General features: G+C 37.6%; 23 protein-coding genes, 1 tRNA gene and 1 pseudogene. 6 read left to right on the forward strand and 19 right to left on the reverse strand.

Annotated features, from left to right (window positions below; translation table 11 throughout):
* Positions 1-28: 28 nt before the first annotated feature.
* Complete coding sequence (locus A3GM_RS0107975; RefSeq protein ID WP_018362859.1) at positions 29-724, reverse strand: phosphatidylserine decarboxylase family protein; 696 nt, start codon at positions 722-724, stop codon at positions 29-31.
* A gap of 127 nt (positions 725-851) precedes the next feature.
* On the opposite strand from A3GM_RS0107975, the gene dnaE reads away from it, so the two are divergent.
* Both dnaE and trxA read left to right on the forward strand, forming a co-directional pair.
* Positions 852-4,562, forward strand: a complete 3,711-nt coding sequence (gene dnaE / locus A3GM_RS0107980) for a DNA polymerase III subunit alpha (RefSeq protein ID WP_018362860.1) — start codon at positions 852-854, stop codon at positions 4,560-4,562.
* 55 nt (positions 4,563-4,617) lie between these two features.
* A complete protein-coding gene (gene trxA, locus A3GM_RS0107985) occupies positions 4,618-4,932 on the forward strand; it encodes a thioredoxin (protein ID WP_018362861.1) in 315 nt (104 codons plus the stop codon).
* A gap of 340 nt (positions 4,933-5,272) precedes the next feature.
* On the opposite strand, the gene A3GM_RS11620 is transcribed toward trxA, so the two are convergent.
* The 5 genes and pseudogenes from A3GM_RS11620 to rsmI form a co-directional block, all read right to left on the reverse strand.
* A complete protein-coding gene (locus tag A3GM_RS11620) occupies positions 5,273-5,422 on the reverse strand; it encodes a hypothetical protein (protein WP_154648132.1) in 150 nt (49 codons plus the stop codon).
* 476 nt (positions 5,423-5,898) lie between these two features.
* On the reverse strand, positions 5,899-6,480 hold the full coding sequence (locus A3GM_RS11160) for an SMI1/KNR4 family protein (RefSeq protein WP_018362864.1): 582 nt from the start codon (positions 6,478-6,480) through the stop codon (positions 5,899-5,901).
* A 698-nt stretch (positions 6,481-7,178) separates the two neighbouring features.
* On the reverse strand, positions 7,179-8,714 hold the full coding sequence (locus A3GM_RS0108005) for a sulfatase (RefSeq protein ID WP_018362865.1): 1,536 nt from the start codon (positions 8,712-8,714) through the stop codon (positions 7,179-7,181).
* Positions 8,715-9,053: 339 nt separating this feature from the next.
* Positions 9,054-9,907: pseudogene (locus A3GM_RS11165) on the reverse strand (Cbp1 family collagen-binding glycoprotein adhesin).
* 24 nt (positions 9,908-9,931) lie between these two features.
* On the reverse strand, positions 9,932-10,609 hold the full coding sequence (rsmI, locus tag A3GM_RS0108015) for a 16S rRNA (cytidine(1402)-2'-O)-methyltransferase (RefSeq protein ID WP_025829927.1): 678 nt from the start codon (positions 10,607-10,609) through the stop codon (positions 9,932-9,934).
* Positions 10,610-10,702: 93 nt separating this feature from the next.
* Between rsmI and A3GM_RS0108020 the strand changes: the two genes are divergently transcribed.
* From A3GM_RS0108020 to A3GM_RS0108030, 3 genes are all read left to right on the forward strand, one after another.
* Complete coding sequence (locus A3GM_RS0108020) at positions 10,703-11,287, forward strand: thymidine kinase (protein ID WP_025829929.1); 585 nt, start codon at positions 10,703-10,705, stop codon at positions 11,285-11,287.
* Between the two features lie 102 nt (positions 11,288-11,389).
* Positions 11,390-12,490, forward strand: a complete 1,101-nt coding sequence (locus A3GM_RS0108025; protein ID WP_018362868.1) for an AI-2E family transporter — start codon at positions 11,390-11,392, stop codon at positions 12,488-12,490.
* Positions 12,491-12,553: 63 nt separating this feature from the next.
* Positions 12,554-12,626, forward strand: a tRNA-Lys gene (locus A3GM_RS0108030).
* 373 nt (positions 12,627-12,999) lie between these two features.
* On the opposite strand, the gene A3GM_RS0108035 is transcribed toward A3GM_RS0108030, so the two are convergent.
* Entirely contained in the window at positions 13,000-13,167 is a 168-nt protein-coding gene (locus A3GM_RS0108035) for a DUF362 domain-containing protein (protein WP_018362869.1), read from the reverse strand.
* Between the two features lie 278 nt (positions 13,168-13,445).
* Here A3GM_RS0108035 and porT point away from each other — a divergent pair, with 278 nt between their 5' ends.
* Positions 13,446-14,192 carry a type IX secretion/gliding motility protein PorT/SprT gene (gene porT, locus A3GM_RS0108040; protein ID WP_018362870.1) on the forward strand — a complete coding sequence of 249 codons (747 nt, stop codon included), beginning with the start codon at positions 13,446-13,448 and terminating at the stop codon, positions 14,190-14,192.
* 324 nt (positions 14,193-14,516) lie between these two features.
* Here the strand turns inward: porT and A3GM_RS0108045 are convergent, their stop codons facing one another.
* The 12 genes from A3GM_RS0108045 to A3GM_RS0108105 form a co-directional block, all read right to left on the reverse strand.
* Entirely contained in the window at positions 14,517-15,932 is a 1,416-nt protein-coding gene (locus A3GM_RS0108045; protein ID WP_025829931.1) for a tetratricopeptide repeat protein, read from the reverse strand.
* A 77-nt stretch (positions 15,933-16,009) separates the two neighbouring features.
* Positions 16,010-16,969, reverse strand: a complete 960-nt coding sequence (locus A3GM_RS0108050; RefSeq protein WP_018362872.1) for a PstS family phosphate ABC transporter substrate-binding protein — start codon at positions 16,967-16,969, stop codon at positions 16,010-16,012.
* A gap of 779 nt (positions 16,970-17,748) precedes the next feature.
* Entirely contained in the window at positions 17,749-18,315 is a 567-nt protein-coding gene (locus A3GM_RS0108055; RefSeq protein WP_018362873.1) for an energy transducer TonB, read from the reverse strand.
* Positions 18,316-18,424: 109 nt separating this feature from the next.
* Complete coding sequence (locus A3GM_RS0108060) at positions 18,425-19,018, reverse strand: energy transducer TonB (protein WP_018362874.1); 594 nt, start codon at positions 19,016-19,018, stop codon at positions 18,425-18,427.
* 131 nt (positions 19,019-19,149) lie between these two features.
* Positions 19,150-19,632 carry an energy transducer TonB gene (locus tag A3GM_RS0108065; RefSeq protein WP_018362875.1) on the reverse strand — a complete coding sequence of 161 codons (483 nt, stop codon included), beginning with the start codon at positions 19,630-19,632 and terminating at the stop codon, positions 19,150-19,152.
* A 120-nt stretch (positions 19,633-19,752) separates the two neighbouring features.
* Complete coding sequence (locus tag A3GM_RS0108070; RefSeq protein WP_018362876.1) at positions 19,753-20,313, reverse strand: energy transducer TonB; 561 nt, start codon at positions 20,311-20,313, stop codon at positions 19,753-19,755.
* A 569-nt stretch (positions 20,314-20,882) separates the two neighbouring features.
* Positions 20,883-21,722 carry an energy transducer TonB gene (locus tag A3GM_RS0108075; protein ID WP_018362877.1) on the reverse strand — a complete coding sequence of 280 codons (840 nt, stop codon included), beginning with the start codon at positions 21,720-21,722 and terminating at the stop codon, positions 20,883-20,885.
* Positions 21,723-21,763: 41 nt separating this feature from the next.
* The gene (locus A3GM_RS0108080; RefSeq protein ID WP_018362878.1) at positions 21,764-22,423 is read right to left on the reverse strand and encodes an ExbD/TolR family protein; all 660 of its coding nucleotides are present in this window, start codon (positions 22,421-22,423) and stop codon (positions 21,764-21,766) included.
* Between the two features lie 2 nt (positions 22,424-22,425).
* Positions 22,426-23,037, reverse strand: coding sequence for an ExbD/TolR family protein (locus A3GM_RS0108085; RefSeq protein ID WP_025829933.1), 612 nt, complete (start codon positions 23,035-23,037; stop codon positions 22,426-22,428).
* Between the two features lie 31 nt (positions 23,038-23,068).
* A complete protein-coding gene (locus A3GM_RS0108090; protein ID WP_018362880.1) occupies positions 23,069-23,905 on the reverse strand; it encodes a MotA/TolQ/ExbB proton channel family protein in 837 nt (278 codons plus the stop codon).
* A gap of 227 nt (positions 23,906-24,132) precedes the next feature.
* The gene (locus A3GM_RS0108095) at positions 24,133-25,326 is read right to left on the reverse strand and encodes a pyridoxal phosphate-dependent aminotransferase (RefSeq protein WP_018362881.1); all 1,194 of its coding nucleotides are present in this window, start codon (positions 25,324-25,326) and stop codon (positions 24,133-24,135) included.
* Positions 25,327-25,559: 233 nt separating this feature from the next.
* The gene (locus A3GM_RS0108105; RefSeq protein WP_018362883.1) at positions 25,560-26,777 is read right to left on the reverse strand and encodes a bifunctional 3,4-dihydroxy-2-butanone-4-phosphate synthase/GTP cyclohydrolase II; all 1,218 of its coding nucleotides are present in this window, start codon (positions 26,775-26,777) and stop codon (positions 25,560-25,562) included.
* Between the last annotated feature and the right edge of the window lie 2 nt (positions 26,778-26,779).

Below are 26,779 nucleotides of genomic sequence, written 5' to 3' on the forward strand. Positions count from 1 at the left end.
TTTAAAAACGCCCCTTTCTTGGCTTTTTCTATGATTTAAGCTTTGCAATTACTGTTTGATTTCCAGTGGTTTTTTGACCCATCTTCACACAGATCTCACTACCAACAGGTAGATAAAGGTCTACTCTTGAGCCTAACTTGATAAAGCCTAAGTGTTCATCAATATAGCAATCTTCGCCTTCTCGTGCATAAGTAACAATGCGACGAGCCATCGCTCCTGCTATTTGTCTACATAAAATATCTTGTCCATCGGGTGTTGTTATCAACACATCTGCACGTTCATTCTCCTCACTTGCTTTGGGAAGCCACGCTTTATGGAAGTTACCATCGAAGTGACGGATAAGCTTTACCTTTCCATCTACAGGGAACCAGTTAGCATGAACGTTGAAAAGATTCATAAAGATACTTACCATTATTCTCTTTTCGTGGAAATATCGGTTCTCTTCTACTTCTTCTATTACAACAATTTTACCGTCTGCAGGAGCTACAACGATACCTTCTGTGTCCTCTTCTCCAAAATAACGAATAGGACTACGATAAAAATTAAGTACAATGAGATATGCTATCGTTCCAATAGTTGTAAAGATCCAGAATGGAATTTTTGTATCAATGAAACGCCAAAGTAGAATAGAAATGGTAGCAAGTGCAATAAAACTATAGATGAGAGTATCGGTTCCCTCATGATGTATCTTTATTTTCTTTAGCCTTTTTATCTTTTTTATCATAGTAACAAGATCTCTTATTATTTATGCAAAGATAGCTGTTTTTCTTCATTCTGCAAACTTTTTTAATGCCATTCTTTTGGTAATCCAATGTAAAGAAGTAATTTTACATCTCATTTGAAAGATATTTATGGAAGATTTCGTTCACTTACACGTACATACTTACTATTCTATTCTGGACGGACAGTCGAATATTCAGAAGTTAGTTGATAAGGCAATTAACGACGGAATGCGTGGTTTGGCCATCACAGACCATGGAAACATGTTCGGAATAAAAGAATTTTACAACTACTGTAACAAGGTAAACGGCAAGAGAAAAGAAGAGGGTTTGCCCCCTTTTAAACCTATTCTTGGCTGTGAGATGTATGTTGCAAGAAATAAAAAAGAAAGCAAGATCAAGGAAAATGGTGACATGGGAGGTAAACACCTCATTGTTCTTGCAAAGAATCTCCAAGGGTATAAAAACCTCATTAAATTGGTTTCACGCTCTTGGGTTGATGGCTTTTACATGCGTCCACGTACCGATCACGAGGATTTGGAGCGCTATCACGAAGGACTAATTGTGTGTTCGGCATGTATTGCGGGCGAAGTTCCATCTAAAGTATTGAAAGGTGACTACGAAGGAGCACGTGAAGCGGCTCGCTGGTTCAAGCGAGTTTTCGGCGATGATTATTATCTTGAGCTTCAAAGACATGAGGTTAAGGATCCTAGTCTGCGTGCAAATAGACAAACATATCCACTCCAACAAAAGGCAAATCAAGCCTTATTAGAGATTGCTAAGGAGCTTGACATCAAGGTTGTGTGCACCAATGACGTGCATTTTATCGAGAAAGACGATGCAGAAGCGCACGACCATCTTATCTGTTTGTCTACCAACAAGGACTTGAACGATCCCAATCGTCTTCTATATACAAAGCAAGAGTGGTTTAAATCGAAAGAGGAAATGAACGAAGTGTTTGGAGATTTGCCTGAAGCAATGCGCAACACTTGCGAAATTTTGGACAAGATAGAACTCTATTCGATTGACAATGCCCCCATTATGCCTTTCTATCCTATTCCAGAAGACTTCGGAACGGAAGAGGCTTTGCGCCAATCTATTTCTGAAGAGGATCTCTTTAAGGAGTTTACTTCTGATGAAAACGGACAGAACCAACTACCTCTTGAAGAGGGAAAGAAGAAGATTGAGAAGTTAGGAGGTATTGAAAAACTATACAGAATTAAGTTTGAAGCCGACTATTTAGCTAAACTTGCCTATGATGGAGCAAAGAAGTTATATGGCGAACCTTTAACAGATGAGGTGGACGAGCGTATTAAGTTCGAGCTACATATCATGAAAACAATGGGTTTCCCTGGCTATTTCTTGATCGTACAAGACTTCATTAACACCGCAAGAAACGAACTTGGGGTGATGGTTGGACCTGGAAGAGGATCCGCAGCAGGCTCTGTTGTGGCCTATTGTTTAGGTATTACGAAGATAGACCCCATCAAATACGATTTGCTTTTTGAGCGTTTCTTGAACCCCGATCGTATCTCTTTGCCTGATATTGATACCGACTTCGATGACGACGGTCGTGGACTTGTGCTCGAATGGGTTGAAAATAAATACGGACACGAGAACTGTGCGCACATTATTACATACGGAACGATGGCCACAAAGAACTCTTTAAAAGACGTTGCACGTGTGGAAAGGGTTCCATTAGACCAAGCGAACTACCTATGTAAGAGCATTCCTGACAAGCTTCCCAATGATCTTAAGATGAATTTAACGAACGCTGTGGCTTCAATTCCAGAGCTTAAGCAAGCGGAAGAATCACCAGACGAGAAGGTTCGAAATACAATTAAGTATGCAAAGAAGCTCGAAGGAACCGTAAGAGGAACGGGTGTACATGCCTGTGGCTTTATTATTTGTAGAGACCCGATTAGCGATTGGGTTCCTATCTCTGTGGCAGAAGACAAAACAGACCCTGGACATAAGTTGCGATGTACGCAATATGACGGTCATGTTATCGAGGATACAGGACTTATTAAGATGGACTTCTTGGGCTTAAAAACCCTTTCTATCTTAAAAGAAGCGGTGGATAACATTCAATTCACCAAAGGCATTAAGATCGATTTGGATAACATTCCTATCGATGATGCGTTGACTTACGAGTTGTATTCGGCAGGAAAAACTATTGGAACTTTCCAGTTTGAGTCGCCAGGCATGCAGAAACACTTGCGTTCTTTGCAGCCAACTGTGTTTGAAGACCTCATCGCTATGAACGCATTATATCGTCCAGGACCAATGGATTACATTCCTGATTTCATTGAAAGAAAGAAAGATCCGAGCAAGATTCAATACGATATTCCTTGTATGGAGAAGTATCTTAAGGATACATACGGCATCACTGTGTATCAAGAACAGGTGATGTTGCTTGCAAGACAGCTTGCAGGTTTCACACGAGGACAAAGTGATACGCTCCGAAAAGCAATGGGTAAGAAACTTATTGCACAGATGGATAAGCTCGAAACCTTGTTTTATGAGGGCGGAGTGAAGAATGGTCACGATCAAAAAGTGTTGAATAAGATTTGGGAAGACTGGAAAAAGTTTGCCTCTTACGCTTTTAATAAGAGTCATGCAACATGCTATTCGTGGGTTTCTTTCCAAACTGCGTACCTAAAAGCACACTATCCCGCCGAATATATGGCTGCCGTTCTGAGCCGAAACTTGAACAACATTACCGAAGTTATTAAGTTTATAGACGAGTGTAAGACTCTTGGTATCAAGGTATTAGGACCTGACGTAAACGAAAGTAGACAGAAATTCAGTGCCAGCAAAGATGGAGTTATTCGCTTTGGACTATCTGCAATCAAGGGAATGGGCGACGCTGCGGCTCAATCTATCGTTGAAGAACGTACAAAAAATGGCCCTTATAAAAACATATACGACTTTATTGAGCGTGTAAATATCAATGCGGTCAACAAAAAAGCACTTGAGCTTTTGGCGCTAAGTGGTGCTCTCGACGGATTTAAAGAATTGAAACGAGAACAATATCTCACCAAAAACATTAAGGGAGAACCATTTATCGACCTTTTAGTTCGATATGGACAACGCTATCAAAGCGAGCAAAATCAATCGCAAAACTCACTCTTTGGCGGTGACGATGCTGCGGAAATACCTCACCCGACACCTCCTGAATGGGAAGAATGGAGCCACATTGAGCTTTTAAATAGAGAGCGAGATTGCATCGGAATCTACCTTTCTGCTCATCCACTCGACGAGTTTAGCATGGTAATTAACAACCTATGCAATGCCAATTGCAATGAACTTGCCGACAATTTGGCACTTGCTTCTAAAGAAAATGTAGCTCTTGGAGGAATTGTTACCTTATCTGAAGCAAGAACAACAAAGAAAGGTTTGCCTTGTGGTTTTGTGACTATTGAAGATTTTAACGGCTCAGGTAGACTTGCTTTGTTTGGTGAAGACTGGGCTAAATGGCAAGGAATGTTGCAAGAAGGCTATCCCATTTTGGTGCGAGGAAAGTCTACTCAAAGGTTTAGAAATAGCGATGTTTATGACTTTAAGGTAAGTGATATAAAGCTATTGCAAACCGTTAGAGACACTGAAATACAGAAAATTACACTCGCTATCGATAGTAATGATATCAATGAGAACCTTGTTACCGACATCGTTACACTTGCCGAGGAAAACAAAGGCAAGGTTGAATTGTGTTTTCAGATTATAGATAAAGAACATAACACAAAGCTAACGATGCGCTCGCAGACACAAGGTGTGGACCTAACTCGTTACTTTATGCGTTATATTGAGCAGAGTGAACAAATAGAATATCACATAAATTAAATACTTTGGCATAATGTTTGCCGTAAGACTAATATCAAATTAAAAAAAACAGATTATGGAAGTAAAGATTACAAGCGAAAATTTTAAAGAGTATAGAAATGGTGATTTACCATTAGTAGTTGACCTTTGGGCACCATGGTGTGGTCCTTGTAGAATGGTAGGACCAGTTATTTCTGAGTTAGCAAACGACTATGACGGTAAGATTGTTGTAGGAAAATGCGACGTAGATGAGAATGATGAGGTTGCAATTGAGTTTGGTGTACGCAGTATTCCAACAATATTGTTCTTCAAAAATGGCGAATTGGTTGACAAGTTCGTTGGTGCTGCATCAAAAGCAACACTTGATGAAAAGTTCCAAGCATTGCTATAAGAAATTATTTATTCAATAAATAAAGATGAAAGTCTGCCAAGTTATTCTTGGCAGACTTTTCTTTTTATATTTAAACTTTCAATTGGTTATAACGCAAAAGTAATGCTTTCGTATTCCAAAAGCATTACTTTTACCACTCAAAAACATTGATTTTATCTTCTAAATACATTGCTATTATATCCAACATACAATTATTATGTATGGATAGCAATGCCTTTTTAAAATTATTTAGAGCGATTTATCGATGTAGGCGAATAAAAAAAATAGTTTCATTAACGATATAACTCTCCCTGTATAGAGCTTTTTCTATACAAACGTCATCGTCAAAGTACTTTATTTTTTAGATTTCTCCAGCACCACCGTCTACTTCTTTATCTGCATTCCAGCCACCCTCACTACTATTTTTATCTGGAGTTACAGTTGCACAGATAAGAGAATAGTTCTCCATTGCTAAACGTTGACATGTTGGTGCGATATAAAATGCTTTCATAAAGTTATTCTTTATTGTCATAATTCTAATATTTTTTTAAGACACAGAGACAGGCAAATTACAACATTGTTATCCTGCAAAAAGTCTGCATCATTGTTATTAATTCGTATTATAATAGCTTTTCTGTGCCTAATTTATTGTGCACAATTTGCGTATTCACAAACAAAGTCTTATATTTTAAACCAATTCTTTTGGTATTATTATTCTTAATAAAACCAATATTGCCACTTTCCTTTGAAAGTTTTTCATCTGTTTGAAATGCAAAGGTCGCAATTATTTGTGAGATTACAATGCTTTTCTTAAAAAAAAACACCAAAACATGAATGAAATAAATTTATATCAATTAATTATCACCCTACCATAAATATTTTCATAAGGCCTCTCTGCTTAGAATATTCAACACTACACATAGAAAAAAATGTCGGATGAACTACCTCTTAGAAGAAGTATCAACCAATATTGTGGCATATTTATACTTAGGTAATCGGGAGAGTCTCTTCTCTTGGAACTTGAAGCATTCCGTCTGCGCCATGTAGAGATTTGAGTCTTTGAATCTCTTCTATGAGCATCTCAGAAAAGCTATTCCACTCTTTGAGTGGAGTTGCATCTCGCCGAGCACAATAATATACTTTATCAGAATCATCCTTCATGTATAAGCGAGAACCATCTTTGCTATAAGAGGCAAAAAAGAAACAACTCTTATCTGCATTTTTAGGACGTTCGTACACATTAGGAACCAATAAATCAAATGGACCTTGAATGCCCAGTTTCCTGTTTATGCTTCCTTGGTGTCCGTAGAGAGAGAGCCCTCTATGGAATATGTAAAGCCCATTGCTAACATGGGTGAGAAATGTTCTATATTGGCAAAGGATTTCTCTTCCAATATTTTGTTCCACCAGTGCAAGTCGCTCTTCTGTAAGGGGTGCAAATATATAGATATTATATGCCTCTGGTGCTATCTGAGGAATATGTCCATATCTTGAAACCACCTCCTCTTCTACAGCCCCTAGGGCTTTTTGCTCTTTTATCAGAACTTGTATGTATCTTATATACTCCATAATTACTATGTTATAAAATAAGGATATTTAGAATTTTCCTAACTAATTGTTTCCAGTGTGATATATTATTTGTACGTTGTCAAGCAAAAGTGCACAACTGCAAATATAGTTATTTACTCTGATATTTCATTGTTTTATTATCAAAATGGCTCTTCCAAAATTTGGAGTGATGCTATGATGTCCTTTATGCTACTTGTTAGTAAAGAAAATTTGCAAATAGTTCATTATAAGCTTTTGTAGCGTGTATAACCCATGTGTGTACAACAACTATTTTCGTAATCTTTAAATTAGTAATTTGTATTCTTTAATATCAGTAAACAAAGGGGATGTAAAAGTATATAACTTTGTAAAAGTTATTGATAATCAGATATTAAAAACTATCACTCCAAAATCCCGAAGACCCTAAAAGTTATCACTTCCCAACTCCCCAAAAACAGGATAAACTATAGCGATAGAAAAGAATCCAAGAATTGATCAAGAAATAGTTAATCACTTTATTCACCGCATTGACCTCGAAGAAGAGCGTATGCGAAAAGAATAAGCACAAGAATAGAATAAGAAAAGATACATAACTTAAAAGGTGTGATGCTAAAATTTTGCATCACACCTTTCTATTTGACATACTGGCATACGCCCATTATATTTCATTTGCATCAAATTGAAACAACAATCTATTTCAGCTATTATTGCATAAAACATCATTCATCGGGCCAAGCACATGGTTTCGACGTTGCTGTTACAACGGGTCTTTGAGCATTCATTTGCCTTAGTTTCTTGCCAAGGATAGACGATAGCTCTTTTACTTTTGAAGGATTAGCATGAACTAAGTTGTTGTTTTCACCAATATCTTGCGGAATGTTATACAATTCTTTCTCGCCTGTTTCATAATTGTATATCAATTTCCAATCTCCTTGACGTATTGCACAATTCAAGTTGATACCAGGTCCTGTGTTTCCCCAAATATTTGGGAAGTTCCAAATAATGCTCCTCTTATTAAATTCGGCTTCATTCTTACCCTCAAGAAGTGGCACCATATCCTTTCCATCAACTATTTGTGGCACCTTATAGTCGTTAACCTGTGCCATATGAAGTAGTGTTGGGAAAAGATCCTCAATCATTATACTTGTATTATTGCGTGTATCGGGCTTTACAACTCCATTCCACTTCACCATAAATGGCACTCGAATGCCACCTTCATACATTGATCCTTTACCGCATTTTAGTGGTGAATTCTGCGTATATAGAGGTCCTTCACGCCACTCTTGCGATGTTGCCAAGCCCCCATTGTCGCCTAAAAATACAATAATGGTGTTTTTCGCCTCGTCATTTTTGTCCAACCAGTCCATAATATCGCCCAAACTTTTATCCATTCCCTCAACTAATGAGGCGTAGGCAGCGTCTTTATCAGACAGACCTTTGCGCACATATTTGGGGAAGAAACGCATATCTTTGTCGATAGGGATATGCACCGCATAATGAGACATATAGAGATAGAAGGGCTGATCGTATTTCTTTGCCTTGTCGAGAGCCTTTATTGCTTCTTTAGTTAGTGCCTCGGTGACAAACGTTCCCGTTCCCCAATAATCTTGAAGTCCAGGTATTGAGTTAAGAGCATAAGCCTTTCCGTCACGTGTATGACCATAATTTCGCTCGCTTAAATAGGTTGCAAGCCCTCCAGCTGCTGTTCCTGTGATATTGACATTGAAGCCAAAATGACATGGATTTTCACCCGGAGTATCGATAGCTCCCCAGTGTGCTTTACCACAATGTATGGTGTGATAACCACTATCTTTTAGCAATTGGACGAAAGAGGTGGCAGAAGCAGTGTGCGGAACGGTTGCAACTTGGGCAATTCCATTGTAGTTCCAATCGGGAAGGCTTATGGTTTTGCTTTTATCATCAGTGGGTTTATCTCGTTGTAAGGTCCAGTTGGTAACACGATGTCGTGCCATATTCATACCTGTCATTAAGCTACAACGAGTCGGAGAGCTCACAGGACAAGTGTAAGCCTGCGTAAACATAACGCCTTGCTTTGCTAATCGCTCCATATTAGGAGTCTCATACATCTCGTTATACTTTGTTTTCTGGTTCCAAAATGGCAGAGATGTGTCTTGCCAACCCATATCATCAACAATAAAAACAATGATATTAGGACGATTGTTTTGTCGTGCATACAAGCTTCCATACCCTACAAAGGAGGTAGTTGCTATTGCTGCTAGAAGTTTTTTATTCATATTTATGTTCTTTCAGTAGGTCTACAATCAATCTATATCCATATCTTGGGCATAGAAACTCTTTGCTTCCCACCTACTATTCTACTATACTTATAGTGGTATATAATTGTTTAAGTCTGCAACTTTGGCTATTTGTTTCTGCCCATTGCATCGTGTCAAATAAAAGTTACTATTGCAAATTTAAGTATTTGCTTTGATATTCATTATCTTATTTCTATAAAATCTACTGCAATTTGATTTTTATAAGGATTTATTTCTCACTATAAGGCAAAGAAAAAGGGCAAGAAACATAAACTGTTTCTCGCCCTAAATACTTAAAACTAATTATTTATTACGTTCTTATTTTACAAGAACTACAAGATATTTGCTTGTGCTCCAGAACAATTCTGGATTGGTAATGCGCAATACATATTGGTTGCTTGCATCTTGAGAAAGCTTGTAACTGTCTGCAGGGTGAACGGTTAAGATCTTCGCAGACTTTGTATATAGCTTGATTTCTTTATCTACTCTAATATCTATTTTGGTGAAATAGTTCTTATTAAAGTTAGATTGCATAAGCTTACCATCAGCTAAAATGCGTTGTTCTTTAAGCTCTTTCTTTGTACCAAACACATACCATGCAGTGTTAAGTTGCTTGTCTTGTGTGTTAATGGTCTCTGTTTTCTTGTTCGATTCCTCTGTAAGTTCGTTTACACTTGTGTTAAGTGTGCCGATAGTTTCATCGAGTTCTGCAATGTGAATGTCTTTAGCACTAAGCTCAGCACGTAGCTGTTTCAATTGCATCTCTTTGTCTTCGATTTGTTGCATCAACGAGCTTATGGTCTTCTTGAACTGATCTCCTTTGAAAGAACTTTCACGAAGTTGTTGGCGAAGCTTTTGAATGAGCTCACGATTGCGAGTCATTGTTGTAGAGATAAATTGTATATTCTCTTTAATCTGAGTAGACTTGTTAGCTCCTTCTCCGTCTTTCACGATATTTACTCTATTCTCAGCTTCGTTAATTCACGCAATCCTTCTTGAATTTCGTTGATGGTTCCCATCATATCGTTTATCTCATTGTCCTTTTGTTCAATGATTCTAGAAAGCGAGTCGCTTTGTTCTAGTCCGTCATCTTTACTATTTTTCTTATCACCATTACAACTGTAAAGAGTGAATACACCTATGGCTAATGCCATAAATAATACTTTTTTCATCATATAGATTCCTTTCTTTAGGGATTATTTACTATCTTTTCCTGCTAAAACAATAACGATTTCGCCCCTTGGAGCTTTCTCATCGAAATGCGCTTTCACCTCACTTAGGGTACCTCTTACGCTTTCTTCGTGCAGTTTAGATATCTCTCGGCATACAGAAACCTGTCTTTCGGGTCCAAAGACCTCTACAAATTGACCAAGAGTCTTTACTAATCGATGGGGAGACTCATAGAATATCATTGTTCTATGCTCGTCAACAAGCGAGTTTATCAACGTTTGTCTTCCCTTCTTTTGAGGCAAAAAGCCTTCAAAGCAGAATTTATCGCAAGGCAATCCCGATGCCACTATGGCAGGAATACAGGCTGTTGCGCCTGGCAAACACTGCACTTCGATATCGTTTCGGGCAGCTTCTCGAGCTAAATAAAAGCCTGGATCGCTTATACCAGGAGTGCCTGCGTCGCTTATAAGAGCTATATTTTGACCTGCTTTAAGGCGTTCGATGATTCCTTTTGATGTCCCATGTTCGTTATATTTGTGATGAGATAACAAGTGATTTTTGATATCGAAATGCTTTAAAAGCATGCCAGAAGTCCGAGTATCTTCGGCTAAAACCAAGTCAACTTCTTTTAATACACGCACTGCTCTGAATGTCATGTCTTCCATGTTTCCCACTGGTGTGGGTACAATATATAGGATTCCCATAGCATTTACAAAAATAGATAAATTATTATCATACACAAAAAAGACACAATATCTTTTGCATTTTTTAAATCGTCTTTGTACTTTTGCAGTAATATGGCAGATTTATTTACAGGTGAGAACCATCGTCCTGGTAGGATAGAGGTTATATGTGGCTCGATGTTTTCAGGCAAAACAGAGGAGCTTATCCGTAGATTAAAGCGTGCAAAGTTCGCTAAGCAGAAGGTAGAAATATTCAAACCTTCTATCGATACACGCTATTCTGAGGAAGAAGTTGTGAGCCACGACAAGACAAGTATAAAGAGTACGCCCGTTGATGCATCGGGTTCTATCCTCTTGTTATCATCAGATATCGAAGTTGTGGGTATCGATGAGGCACAATTTTTCGATGAATCGCTCGTTGATGTATGCAACCAATTAGCCTATAAAGGCGTTCGTGTGATTATTGCAGGATTGGATATGGACTTCAAAGGAATTCCTTTTGGACCAATGCCAGCACTCTGTGCCATAGCAGACGACGTGACTAAGGTGCATGCTATCTGTGTAAAATGTGGCGCATTGGCTTATGTTAGTCACCGACTTGTTGAGAATGAACGTCGTGTTTTACTTGGAGAACAATTAGAATATGAGCCTTTATGCCGTGAATGCTTTCAAAAAAGCAAGAAAGAACACACACCATAAGAACACAAATTGATTGAAAACAAGAACAAAACTCATAAACAACAATCTTGTAATGGTCTGCAAATTGGATAACACCTCTATATAATATAATACTTTAAGAATATGATTGAGCAAAAGATAATATTCGATAAACTGGTTAGATGGGTAGGAATTGTGGCTGCAGTAGGCCTCAGTTATTGGGTAATTAACAGCCTAAGCGGGGTTCTTTTGCCCTTTTTCATTGCTTGGCTCTTTGCTTATTTGCTCTATCCCCTCGTTCTTTTCGTTCAAAACAAATTGCATGTAAAGATAAGAGCCTTGTCTATTATCATTGCATTGTTATTGGTTTTGGCAGTGATTGGTGGCGTTGTGTATTTAATTATACCGCCAATGATTAGTCAGTTCACCAAACTTGGAACTGTAGTCTCTGCCTATGCGGATCAAAAAGGCACAGTGAATGAGGTTACAAGATACATTCAAGAGTGGATAACAAGGAACCATCAAACCATTGAACACTATTTTACCAGCAAAGAATTTACAGACACTTTGCAGAAAACACTACCACAAGTATTTTCATTCTTAGGACAAACTGCAAGCGTAGTAATCAGCATTGTAGCTTCGTTCATCACCTTATTATATACGTTCTTCATTCTTCTCGATTACGAATATCTAACAGAAAACTGGATAAAGATATTCCCAAAGAAGAACAGAAGCTTTTGGGCTGCATTGGCACAAGACGTAGAACGAGAGCTAAACAACTATATTAGAGGACAAGGAACGGTTGCTCTTTGCATGGGAATTATGTTCTGTATTGGTTTTACCATCATCGATTTCCCTATGGCTATCGGCTTAGGTATTCTCATTGGAATACTCGATTTGGTTCCATACCTACACTCTTTTGCTATTATTCCCACAGCTTTCTTAGCCTTATTAAAGGCTGCTGACACTGGACAGAACTTCTGGTGGGTATTTGGTTTAGCGCTTTTAATTTTCATTATCGTTCAACTTATAAGCGATATGATCGTTACTCCGAAGGTAATGGGCAAGACCATGGGACTCAATCCTGTCGTTCTTCTGCTCTCATTGTCCATTTGGGGAGCATTACTTGGATTTATTGGACTGATAATTGCATTGCCACTAACCACTCTTATCATTGCTTATTGGCAGAGATACGTTACAAAAGAGGGCGAAATTGAAAATAATTTGAAAAAAGATTCAAAATAATTTGGAAGTTAAGAAATAAACTCTTACCTTTGCACTCGCTTTCAAACAGGAAGTAAACATGGAGATCCGTTAGCTCAGTTGGTAGAGCACAACACTTTTAATGTTGGGGTCTTGGGTTCGAGCCCCAAACGGATCACCTCTTAAAAATAAAGGGAATTCTTTCAAAGAGTTCCCTTTTTTATTTGTAATAATATTTCATCTACACCTTGGAAACTCCACACTTGCATTCTATACCTACTTATGATGATACAGGAATTCGCAGTATCTCTTTAGCAAGTAGACAATATTAAACAGAATACCCCTACCCTTTTCAGAGCAAAAGGAAAGATTTTACGCACGAAAAAAGAATATTATTGTGAACCAAAAGAATTAGCTTTTCGAAAAATAAAAAGCGAAAAGCCACTATAAATGTAACAATACAAGATGCGATAAGCACCAAAAGAAAAGAGAGAACGTCTTCTATCGGAACGTTCTCTCTTTATATTTACCTAACTTTAAAGATTTCCCAATTAAGGAAGGCTGATACATTCTGTTGGACAAACAGCTGCACAAGAACCACATTCTGTGCATGCATCAGGGTTGATAGAATAAATAGATCCTTCTGAGATTGCTTCTACTGGACACTCGTCGATACAAGTTCCGCAAGCAACACAGTCATTACTAATTACGTATGCCATAATGTTTTTGTATTGAAATATTTATAATGTTTTATTAATATGTATCAGGCGATACTTGCTTTTGTATGATGCAAAGGTACAATTTTTATTTTACATACCAAGAAATGGGGATACTTTTTTACAAAAAACTTTTATTGGTCATCATTTTTAGTGATTAAAATCATCTCTAAAAGCATTTTCTCACACAAAAAGCATACTACATACTAATTATAAATAGGTATTGAAAAATCGTCTATCCTACTACAATAAGCACGCCAATAATACGTTAATTATAATATATGAAAAGGAAAATCAAAGCTTTATTGCTAGCTCTTATCATCAGTTCTACTGCCTCGGCACAATACCAAGCAGTACAAAACCGCCCTTATACTGACTTAAGAACGTTTCATTTTGGAGTGATCTTAGGAACTCATGTACAAGACATTGAGTTGAAAAACATTGGTCCTCAAGACATTCTTTACCCCGATGGAACAACCAAGAACAGTAATATTTCGGTGGAGCAAGACCGCTGGGACGCTGGTTTTCATGTGGGGGTGTTGGGTGAATTACGTCTCAGTACCCACTTTCAACTACGCATTGCGCCCACAATGTACTTCGGAACACGACACCTTATACTAAGAGATGAGGTTGAAAAAGCTGCTACTGGCAAGATAATAGAGCAACGACAAGAACTGAAAACCGCCTATATTTCAACTCCTGCAGAACTTATTTTCGCTGCACCAAGAGTAAATAACCACCGACCATACGTTCTTTTAGGCTTTAACCCAATGATTAATTTAAGTGGAAAAGAATCGGATTATATCAAGTTAAAGCGATATGATGCCTTTGCAGAGATTGGAGTTGGCTGTGATTTTTACTTGCCATTCTTTAAGCTTCGCCCTGAGTTGAAGTTCATGTATAGCCTCATTAACAGCATAGATGCCAACCATATAAAGAATACCAAGGCAGAAAATATGATTCCATATACCCACGCAGTTAAAGAAGCACGAACCAAAATGATTGCTCTAAGCTTTTATTTTGAATAATCATTTCACGACACTTTTTGTTTTTAAGCATAAAATCAGTGCAGCAATACTATCTTCTACATAGTGTTGCTGCTTTTTATTTGTGCGATTGAAAGAACAATATAAAAGAATAAAAGCTATTCCTTTTCTTTTAAACTCATCGACAACTAAAAGAAACCTTTCGACAAAGAAGAATCAAACAAACACAAAAAAAGATTGAAGATAATTGTCTTAACAATCTATCTTCAATCTTAGTTAGACCTTTAGAATGAACTATTAACCTATTTCTAAGCTACCAGTAGCCACCCTATAAGGCCTCTTTCAAAAATGATATACTTAACTTGATTATTTATCTTTCAACAACTTAGCGTTAGCATCTGTTGGATCCATATCATAAACCTTTTGCCAGTATGCTTGATAGTTAGCCTTGTCGTTCTTCTTTGTGTAGTAGAATGCAAGATATCTATAAGCTTCTAACAAACGAGCATTGTCGCTTTCGTCTCTGTCAGTCTTAGCTTGTAGAGTGTTAGCCAATGTTTCATAGAAAGGTTTAGCTTGGAAAGTCTTCATATCAGGATCAAGATTTGAGTTGATACGAGCTTGCCATAGTGTTGCAAAGTCTGCAGCTGCAGGATACTTTTCGCCAAGTTCTTTATATGTTTGAGCAGCCTTTTCGTAAGCAGCTCTTTGTTCGTCACCCTTTGTTTCTTGTGCTTTCTTCAAATAGATACTAGCCAAACCTGCGAAGTTTGCAGCTGTAGGAGCTTTCAAAGTCTTTAGATATTCAGCGTAGTTCTTTGCTGCATTATCGTAATCGCCTTGCTCTTCATATGCTGTAGAGATGTTACTCAAAGCGTCAGCTCTATCGCTTTCGCTCTCAGTATTGTTCTCTAACACTTTCTTAAACATACCTATTGCGTTGCTATAATCTTTCTTTCCAAGATAAGCGTGACCATAATATAGGTAGTCGCTTGCGCTAATCTTAGTGTTTTCGCTCTTGTTAAATAGTGCATCTGCATATTTAAGAGCCTCGTCGAAACGCTTTAAGTTGGTTAAGTTGTAGAACGCAATACGGTTAAGAGCTGCATTCTTTGGGAATTTGTTTACACCAAATTGAGCTACTTCTAAACTCTTATCGAATTCACCTTGTAAGAAATAGTCAAGTGCGAAAGTAACAAGTTGATAGTCTTCCATCTTGTTTTTGTCTACTTTATTAAAGTATTCGATGGCTTTAGACAAGTTACCTGCCTTGTCATATATCTCTGCAGAGATGATATCTACAGGGTAATCAGGACGTTGTGCACGTAGCTCTTCTAACTTAGCAACAGCTGCAGTTGGACTGGTTTTACTGTTGATTTGAGCATAACGACGGTATCCTTCTGGATTCTTTGGATCGAAATAAGTTGCTTGTTCGAACCAAGAAGAAGCAGCACCACCATTGTCTTTAGCCACTTCTACATCACCCATAAGAATGTATGAAGCACCATAAGACTTATCTCTATCAATAGCTAACTGTGCATATTTAGCGGCATTGATTGTATCTTTAACATCAAGATATGCTCTACCGATACCAACAAGAACCTCAGGATTCTTTTTGTTAGCCTTAAATATTTCCTTAACTTGGCTTTCTGTGTCTGCACCTTTAGCCTTAATAATCTCAGATACTCTTGCAACAACAGCTTTATTGTCTTCTTGAGCATAAACGGTTGTAGTTGCTCCTGCAAGCACAACCCCCATCATTAAATATTTTATTGATTTCATAATTCGTTGTTTCTATTTGTAGATACTGGCTCTTTAGACGTTAAAGAGCATTGCTTAACTCTAAAAGGGCTTTATCTTTAATTACGTACGTTGACGTTTCGAATAGTGATATTGCCCTGAACTGGAAGCAAACCCGATTTTAATATAATGAGTTGTCCTTTTGGTGAGGCGATAAATTGTGCGAATCCCCATGGTAAACCATTAATAGGGTCGTTGATTAACGCATATATTGTGCGCACAAGTGGATAGTTGCCGTTATACAAGTAATATTGGAATGGTTTCCAACTGTTCTCTGGTGTGGCATTATCCAACTTACTAACCGACATCACTCTAATGTTTTTATTAAAGGTTAAGTTGGTACTATCTCTTCTATCATTCAACCAATTGCTTCCAATGATGCCTATTGCACCAGGATTTTTCTCTACAAAGTCAACCACCTCTGCTGTTTTCTTCACTGCCGAAACAGCTACTGCTGTGATGGGTTTTCCGTTAAGTAGAGAATCTTCTACAAAGCGAACAGAGCTTGACTTGTTGTTATCAAAAACCAAAGTGATATTTCCACGTGTTGAAGATGGATAGATATCGCTCCATTTCTTTGCCGAACCTATTAGAATGCGCTTTACATCTCGAATGCTGATGCAGGTATCTTGGTTGGCTTTGTTCACGATAAGTGCCAAACCATCGTATGCAATAGGCATGCTTTTAGGTGCAAAGTTGCGTTCTTTTAAGTTCTGTTTTTCTTTCTCGGTGAAGTCTCTTGCAGCAATAAGCAAATGTGTTTCGCCACGAAGAAGCATGTTCATACCATCTACCTCGTTACTATATATAGGTGTAACTTTGGCTTTGGGGTAGGTTGCCTCAAAGACATCACGTTCTTCTTCGATAATGGGTGAGAAGCTTTCATCTGCAACAAACGACACTGAACCAGACGAATAGGTGTCTGTTCGGCCGTCTTTTGATTTCTTTTTTCCACAAGAGAGCAACAGCATTGATGCTGCAACACCCACGAAAATATATGTATAGATTCTTTTTATCATAACTTCTCTCATTTTTATTGATCGCCACTTCACTTGATAAAGAAACGATTTCTACTATTATTATTATATATTTTGTTCGTAAACTTTTGTAGCTACACTAATAATCTATAGGTTATAAACCAATTTGATATGCTAATTTACTACTTTTTACCGAGATAATACAATAAATGCGCAAGAATTTTAACTTATTTTTCACCGCTTAACGATTCTTGAGTTCAAACGAATTGACTTGCAAATGCCTATTTAAAGGCTTTCTTTCGCATGAAAAGAAAAAGAAAGAAAGGGTATTTTATTGTGCATCAGCTTATAAGTTATCTTTACGATACTATGTAAAAGGGAAAAGGAGCAATTTTTCTTATTTCTAAAACCATTGTTTTTGCCTTTCAATTGCTATGCTTTTACAGTCTAATTACAACACTTTTACAATGCAAAAGCAATGCCTTTAAACCTCACCCGCAAAACTTCTCTGTTCCACTTACATTCGCTATCAACAGGGACTTATCGCTCTTTTTATCTATCACTACAAAAGGAAAACGGCCAGAGCATTACAACTCTAGCCGGTAAAATAAAACAAAACTGCCTATTTGACTACATAAAGCCACAACGACAAAATATAATTATGACCTTTACAAGACCCTCTTATAAAAGACAACAATTTTCTATTGGTCTGCAACAAGCTACTTTTTGCCTTCAACTGCCATACTGACAAAAGCCAAAAGTGATTAGATAGAACAAGAACTAAAAGACTTTATCTTTCTTATCTTGCCTTTCTTGTCAACTTATAGTCTAAATGCTATAGGCAAACTATATCTAACACGCACTTTGTTTCCACCTTGTTTACCTGGCGTCCAGTTGGGCATTTCGCTCACAACACGCAATGCTTCTCGGTCGAGATTAGCATCTACGCTACGCACAAGCTTTACATTCGAAATGGAACCATCTGGTTCTACGATGAAAGAAACAATAACTCGTCCTTGAATTCCATCTCTTTTAGTGGCTGCAGGATAGTGAGTATTCTTGCTTAGATAATTCATTAGCTCTGTTACTCCACCTGGGAAAGTTGGCATATCTTCTACAATTTCATACACTTTTCCTGTAAACACTTTCTTAGGGGCTGAGCTTTCGGCTGTTATCTCACCTGTTTCTGTTGTGCTCTTAACTGCTGGCGTTGTCTCTTCTGTCTCACTTGCATGAGCCAAAGAATCGTCACTGATTATACCATTTTCTACTTGTTCTGGTTCATCAAACTTATCTTTAATGTCTTTTATCTTCTTCATACTGCAAGAAAATAAGAACATTGATATCGCAACTGCAACAAAAGCTGTAATAATTTTTATTCTTCTCATAAACTATTTCGTATTATTATATTCATTGTTATATATTTAGGATACAATCACTTGTCTTTTTCTTGAGCGCTCCTTACAAGGGGAAGATCTAGAATAAATACCCTTTCATTTATTTCTTTTCGCTAGGTTTACTCTCTCCTAGTTTAAACTTTATGGGTAAACAATATCTTACTCGAACTGGTATTCCTGCTCTTTTGCCAGGATTCCACTTTGGCATTTGACCTACAAGGCGCAATGCTTCTCTATCAACCATTGGATGTACTGAATGAATAACGGTGGAATCACTAAGTGATCCATCTTTTTCTACAATAAACTTAAGTATAACACGGCCCTCTATACCATTTTCCCGAGCAACCGCAGGATATTGAACATTATTATCAATCCATTTATATAGTTCTTCTAGTCCACCAGGAAAAGAAGGCATTTCGTCTACAAGATCATACACCTTTCCTTTAAACACCTTCTTAGGAGCTGATCTTTCGGCTGTTATCTTACCTGTTTTGGTAGTGCTTTTAACTGTAGGCATTGTCTTTTCTGTCTCACTTGCATGAGCCAAAGAATCGCCACTTATTACACCATTCTCTACTTGCTCTGGTTCATCAAACTTATCTTTAATGTCGTCTATCTTCTTCATACTACTGAAAAACAAGAGCGTTGTCAAAGCAAGGCCAATAAGAACAAGGGTGTAATTTATTCTTTTCATAAATGGACTTTATTTTATATTATTGCTTTTACATTGATGATGAGAGATGTTTCTTACTCTGTTCTATCGCTAATTGATCATAATGGGAAGCAACAAGGGTTGAAGTATGGATATTTCTCGTTCGTATTCTACTATTCCAGCATAAACTTTATTGGCAAATGAAACTTAACACGAACTGCGTTTCCATCTTGCTTACCTGGCTTCCACTTTAGCATTTGACGCACAACACGCAACGCTTCTTGGTCGAGATCAGTATCTACACTACGCACAATTTCTACATTCGAAACGGAACCATTTGGTTCTACTATGAAAGAAACGATAACTCGCCCTTCAATACCAGCTTTTTGAGCGGCTGCAGGATAGCGAATATTCACACGTAGATAATTCATTAACGCTGTGAGTCCACCAGGATATTCAGGCATTTGCTCTACAATTTCATACACTTTTCCAGTGAACTCCTTTTTAGAGAGTGACTTTTCAGCTCTTGTTTCTGCAGATTCTGTATTGCTGTTAGCGGTTGATGTTGCATCTTCTCTCTCACTATCACCGCAAGAAAATAAAAGCATTATCAAAGCAACACTGGTTAAAATAAGGCTATAATTTATTCTCTTCATAAATGGATTTTATTTTGTATATCTCTTTTATATTGACGCTGAAAGATATTTCTAACCCTGTCCCATCGCTCCTCTTTCATAATGGGAAGCAAGGAAAACTGGCGTTATTGAGATTTCTCATTAATAGTCTATTTTTTTCAGCGTAAATGTTATGGGCAAACGATATTTCACTCGCATTGCAACTCCATTTTGCGTGCCTGGCTTCCACTTTGGCATTTTATTCACAATTCGTAATGCTTCTTGATCAAGACTTGGGTCTACTCCCCAACTAACTTCTGCATTTGAAATTGAACCGTCTTTTTCAACAATGAAAACAACAAGCACCTGTCCTTCTATTCCATTCTTTTTAGCATAAGAAGGGTATTTCATATTCTTTTTAATCCACTCCCTTAGCTTGGCATCACCACCAGGAAATGAGGGAAGTTCATCATCTACATTAGTATTTTTCTCTTTACCGTGCTGTGTAACCAACTGATATTCAGACTGCATATTCAGGGGTTTCACAGTATAAAGGGCACTCTGTTCTGACTTATTCTCACAATTATACGCCACCAAAGAATATGCCCATTGCATTACATCATGCTGAGGTTCTGCCGTTGTATGACTCTTGCTATCTGCCGAAAACATTGCAATGGGTAGCGCAAGACCGAAAAGTGTAAGGATAAATATATTTTTGTTCATATCTTGTTTGCCGTTTATTTGTGTCTGTTTTATACCGAATGAAACGTGCTTGTAGCCCTATGACAACGCTTTTAAAAGGGTTTAAGCACTATAACAATTTGGGTTACAAGTAGTTTTATATGCTGTTTTATTATGCGAAATTAATGCTTTTTGCGTAAAGACGCAATAATTTATTAGCTTTTTATGTTTTATAACTTATAAAATATAAAATTCAGATTAAAAAGAAGTCATAACTTAGGCTGGTTTCTGGCATTTAAAGATAAAAGGAACGTCCCCTCTTTTTTCTATTCCACAATGCTCTCGTTATCAATTCAAGCATAAATGAATAATAAGAACAACAATAGAATATGGGAAAAGAGTGGTAAAAGAACAGAAAATACTCCGTCTCTTTTCTAATTTCCATTATTCTCTGATATAAGAATGAAGTATAGGACTATACCAATATCGAAGATTTTCAAATAAAAAGGAAAAGTATCAAGCGGGAGTTGTTTCCAAAAATGGGAAACAAAAAAGTATAAAAAAAAGAAATAAGGACAAAGGAATTAAACCTTTGCCCTTATATTTCTGTATTATTGTAACTTGAATGTTACAGGCACATTGTACTTAACACGTACAGCGGCACCATTTTGTTTACCTGGTATCCACTTAGGCATTTGACGTACAACACGTGCTGCTTCTTTATCAAGTGATGGGTCTACAGAGCGAACTACTGTAACGTCTGTAACTGATCCGTCTTTTTCTACAACGAAAGCAACGATAACACGTCCTTGAACACCATTCTCTTGAGCGATTGCAGGATATTGAACATGGCTACCAAGCCACTTCATTAACTCTGCAGGTCCACCTGGGAATGAAGGCATTTGTTCTACGATATCAAACACCTTGTTTTCTTCTACGTGCTTAGGAGGTTCTGGTTGTGCAATCACTTCTTTGGCTTTTAGCACAGTACCACCATCTTCGTCGTTACCTTTCACATTGAAAGAACCAATCGCAGTCTTAGTATTCATCAACTCGTTCTGCGTCTTTATTTCTTCTTCAGGCTTAACTTCTGCGTCCTTCTTGATCACAGGAGGGGTGAACTTAATAGAAGATTTCACTTTCTCAACAACCTGTTCTTGCTCTTGAACTTTTGGTTTTACCTTTTGTTCAACCTTAGCTTCTTCTTTAGGTTGGTTCAATTGTGAAAGTTGGTTCACTTCTGTGACATCGAATTTTGCAGCTCTTTCGTCTGCCATCTTCTTCAATGCTAAACCAGCAAATATGAGAATAGCAAGAATAATAACGGCAATAATAGAGATGATGTTACGTTTAGTTGTGCCTTTACGCAACTGATAAGCACCATAAGCCTGGTTCTTACCTTCGAACACCAAGTCGGTCCATTCACCTGAAACTAAATCTATTTTTGACATTTGTTTTCAGTTTTAAATTGTTAATTACATGTACCGATTAATTATTGAATATTGGCTTTCTTCAATAATTGAAGATCCTTATCACTTAACTTATCGATAACGTACTTACCTATGCCGTTAATTTGCATCTCATCTAGAGCATCAACCATGTTCTTGTATTTAGCGTCGTCGGTTGATTTGATAACGATTGTCATTGTAGAAATCTTACCACCATCAATCTCTCCGGCCTTAATCTTACCTAATTCTGCATTATAAATAGAATCGGTATATTTCTTTGGGTCAGCTAAACGCTTCTTATCAAGAGCTTCTTTGGCTGTTAAAACCTGCAATACAGGTTGTGTTCCATCTTCTGTAACGTGAGTTCTTAACACCTTACGAATACCATCTTTGCTCCAGTCTGTTAGCTTTAAACATGAAGGATCATCATACTTTGGAATACCTTTAATATAATAAAGCTTGTTATCTTTAGCTAGATATAATGTAATTGTGTAAGATTCCTTACTTACAGATTTGTCTGCGTCATTCACATTCTTGTCGTTACTAGGCATACTTAACTCCATTGATTGGGGTTTTGCCAATGACGTACAGACCATAAAGAAAGTGATCAAAAGCATCATCATGTCCACCATCGGTGTAAAGTCTACACGGGTGCTCATCTTTTTCTGCTTGCCACCTTTGCCTTCGCTTAAATCTACGTCCATTGTTAATCCTCCTGTGTTTTTAATGAAGTTATAAGATAGTAACGATTCTCTTGCATGTCTTGAAGTTCAGACATCACCTTCTTGATGACTTTATAAGGAGTTCCTTCGTCAGCTTTAATCGCAAGTTTAATGTCTTTATTGACATTCTTTGCAGACTTAACCCAAAGTTGGAATTCACTCATTTTGCCATCAATACTATCTGTAGGGATACCTTGTCCACTGATTTCCTTAGCCATATCTGCTTCATCAAGATTTAGATAAGCGCTAAGTTTGTCCATTGGAACACCCCACATAGGATCTTTCTGGAACTTCTCTTGCTGTTTACCAGTAAGAGACACACCGAATGTACCTGTCATATCTGAGAGTACTTCAGCAACCTGAAGTTGGTTGTCCATGCTCATAAACACTTTACCTTGCTTATCAACAAGAATGTTTAGAACATCTTTCTCAGGTACTTTGATCTCAGAAACCGAGTTAGGCGTAAGCACTTTCACTGGTTCATTCTTTACGAATGTTGATGTCAACATAAAGAATGTAAGCAAAAGCACCATCACGTCCGACATCGGAGTCATGTCGATCCAAGTGGATTGCTTTTTAATTTTTACTTTACCCATAATGATAAATGTGTTAAAGGGTTAGCAAAAATTAAGCTTCTTCTGTGTGGTTAGCTTCAAATGTCTGAGCAATAGAATAACCAACCTCATCAAGAGCGTATGTCAACTTATCAATCTTGTTTGTGAAAGTGTTGTAAGAAACAACAGCAAACCAAGATGTTGCGATACCAGACGCAGTGTTAACCAACGCTTCAGAAATACCTTCTGACAAAGCCAAAGAGTCACCACCACCACCAGCTGCAAGCGCTGCGAACGAACGGATCATACCGATAACGGTACCAAGAAGACCGGTAAGTGTACCCAATGTTACGATAGAAGCGATAATTGGAAGGTTCATTTGTAATGTAGGCATTTCCAATTGAGTTGCTTCTTCGTGAGCTTGTTGAATCTTAGAAACCTTTTGGCTTAGTTTTAAACCTTTAGAGTTTTCCATTTCTTTGTAAGCATTCAAAGATGCAGAAACAACGTTAGCTACAGAACCTTTTTGTTTGTTGCAAAGGTCTTGTGCTTTAGCGAAGTCGTTTGCATTCAACGCTGCTTTGATGTTTGCAACGAATTTAGAAAGAGAACCCTTACCAAAAGCTGTGTTAAGAGCCAACCAACGCTCAACAGAAAGAGCTAATACAGTAAGCAATAAACCTTGGATGATAGGTACGATAAATCCACCTTTGTACATCAAACCTAGGATGTTACCTTCTTTTACTGCTGCAGTAGGATCGTTATTAACGAAGTTGTCTGGGTTACCCAATACAAACTTGAAAATACATACTGCAATAATGAAACATACAACGATCACCCAGAACGCTGCTCTGATTCCTTGAAAGCCCTGTGATTTCTTTGGGCTGGCTGCTTGTTTTGTTGTTGCCATAATTTTTGAGTTACTTTAGTTATTAATAATTTTAATTGTTATTATTCGTCATTTATATTTTTCTTAAGACGGATGTTTTATTGACATTAATCAAACTTAGTCCGTCCAAAGAATAACGCAAAGATAATTATTTTATGCAGAAACACAGCGGTCATTAAGAAGTTTTAACGGCATTACGATATATTTCTCCGTTCTTTCTTCTTTTTTGCCACCGTTTTTCTATTTTACTATTGTAGCTTAGCCAAAGCCACCTTTATTCTATTAAGAGCTTCGGTTATTGTTTTATCATCTGTTGCGTAGCTCATTCTGAAATAATCAGGAGCTCCAAAGGCATCTCCGCTCACTGTTGCCACATGTCCTTCTTCAAGCAAGTACATAGCAAAGTCGGTCGAATTAGAGATTTTATATTTGCCATATTCCTTTCCAAAGAATGAAGAACACTTAGGGAAAAGATAGAATGCGCCTTCAGGAACATTCACTTCTAATCCTGGAATATCTTTTGCAAGCTTTACAATTAGATTTCTTCTGCGTTCGAAAACCAAGCGCATATCTTCTACGCATTGTTGACTTCCAGTGTAAGCAGCCTCTGCAGCCTTTTGACTAACAGAGCAAGGACCACTTGTATATTGTCCTTGTAGCTTGTTACAGCCTTTTGCTATCCATTCAGGAGCAGCCAAGAAACCAATTCTCCAACCAGTCATTGCATAAGCTTTCGACACACCATTAATAATAATTGTGCGTTCTCTCATTCCAGGGAACTGCGCAATTGATTCGTGATTGCCTATATAACTAATGTGTTCATATATCTCATCAGACACAACATAAAGGTTTTCGTGTTTCTTAATCACCTCTGCTAAAGCTTCGAGTTCATCTTTAGAATAAACCGAACCTGTTGGATTACTTGGAGAACACAATATCAACATACGTGTTTTCTCAGTAATAGCATTTTCTAATTGTTCTGGAGTGATTTTGAAGTTTGTTGAAAGATCAGTAGCAATATACACCGACTTTCCGCCTGCAATCTCAACCATTTCAGGATAGCTCACCCAATATGGAGCAGGAATAATAACCTCTTCACCTGGGTTCACCAATGCAAGAACTGCATTACACACACACTGTTTTGCCCCGTTTGATACAGAAATGTCAGTAACGCCATATTCTAAATGATTTTCGTTTCTTAGCTTTTCAACAATTGCTTTACGAAGATCTACATAACCAGGAACAGGAGAATAGCGAGAGAAGTTATCGTCTATCGCTTTCTTTGCTGCTTCTTTAATATGGTCAGGGGTATTAAAATCAGGTTCGCCAACACTCATATTAATGACATCAATGCCATTAGCTTTCATTTCATTACTCTTTTGAGACATGGCAAGTGTTGCCGAAGGAGACAGTCTTTTTAAACATTCTGATAATTGTGTCATTATTTTAAGATTATAAATTAATACCGCAACAAAAATAATAAAATAATTTGTTATTTAAGATAAAAGGTAAAACTTTTAAGTTTTTGCAAGACAAAAATATGCAATTTGCAAGAGAATTATTCTCTAAAGCAAACTGCATATCTTTGAATAGTGCAAAGAAGCCACTTTTCCTCTTCACCTATTTATATATAAGGGCATTGATATAAGACGAGTGTCTTATGCCCCTTTTTCTCTTATTCTAATGAAAGAGTGTGACCCATACGGTCTTTTTTGGTCTTCAAATACTTGTAGTCGTATTTGGTTGGAGCAATTTCAATTGGCACATTCTCTACGATTTCAAGTCCATAAGCCTCCAAACCAACTCGTTTAGTAGGATTATTGGTTATCAAGCGCATTTTATGTATTCCTAAGTGACGCAACATTTGCGCTCCATAGCCATAATCTCTTTCGTCGGGTTTGAATCCTAAGTGAACGTTAGCCTCAACAGTATCCATTCCTTCTTCTTGTAGTTTATAAGCCGCCATCTTGTTCATTAGGCCTATACCTCTACCCTCTTGTTGGATATAAATAATCACACCTTTGCCTTCTTTCTCAATCATTTGCATTGCTTTGTGTAGCTGTTCGCCACAATCGCAACGCTGACTGCCCAAGATGTCGCCAGTAGCACATGACGAGTGCACACGAACCAAAACAGGTTCATCTTCTTTCCACTCACCTTTCACTAAGGCAAGATGCTCCACCCCGTTTGTTTTTTGGCGGAAAGGAATGATGCTAAAGTGTCCATATTCTGTTGGCATATCAGCTTTTACACCCACTTCAATAGCCGATTCTTCCTTCAAGCGATAAGCAATAAGGTCTTTAATGGTAATGATTTTCAGATCCCATTCTTGTGCCATCTTAATCAAGTCTGGCATTCTTGCCATGGTACCATCTTCGTTCATGATTTCCATTAGTGCTCCAGCAGGATACAAACCAGCAATATTACATAGGTCGATAGCAGCTTCAGTGTGTCCACTTCTGCGCAAAACGCCATTTTCTTGAGCATATAAAGGATTGATATGACCTGGTCGTCCGAATGTTTCTGGAGTTGAGTTAGGATCTGCTAAAGCTTTAATTGTTGCCGCTCTGTCGCTTGCCGACACACCTGTTGAGCAGCCTTCTAACTTATCTACAGTTACAGTAAATGGAGTTCCAAGCATCGAAGTATTATCATTTACTTGGCGAGGAAGGTCAAGTTCTTTGCAACGTTCCATTGTAATGGGCACACAAAGCAATCCTCTTGCGTTTTTCAACATAAAGTTCACCTTTTCAGGTGTTATCATTTCTGCAGCAATAATCAAGTCACCTTCATTTTCACGGTCTTCATCATCCACCACAATAACAAACTTTCCTTCTTTAAAGTCTTTTATGGCTTCTTCTATACTGCTTATCTTAAATTCTTCTTTTTCCATAT

Origin of the sequence: Hoylesella nanceiensis DSM 19126 = JCM 15639, from assembly GCF_000379965.1 — a bacterium.
Classification (GTDB): domain Bacteria; phylum Bacteroidota; class Bacteroidia; order Bacteroidales; family Bacteroidaceae; genus Prevotella; species Prevotella nanceiensis.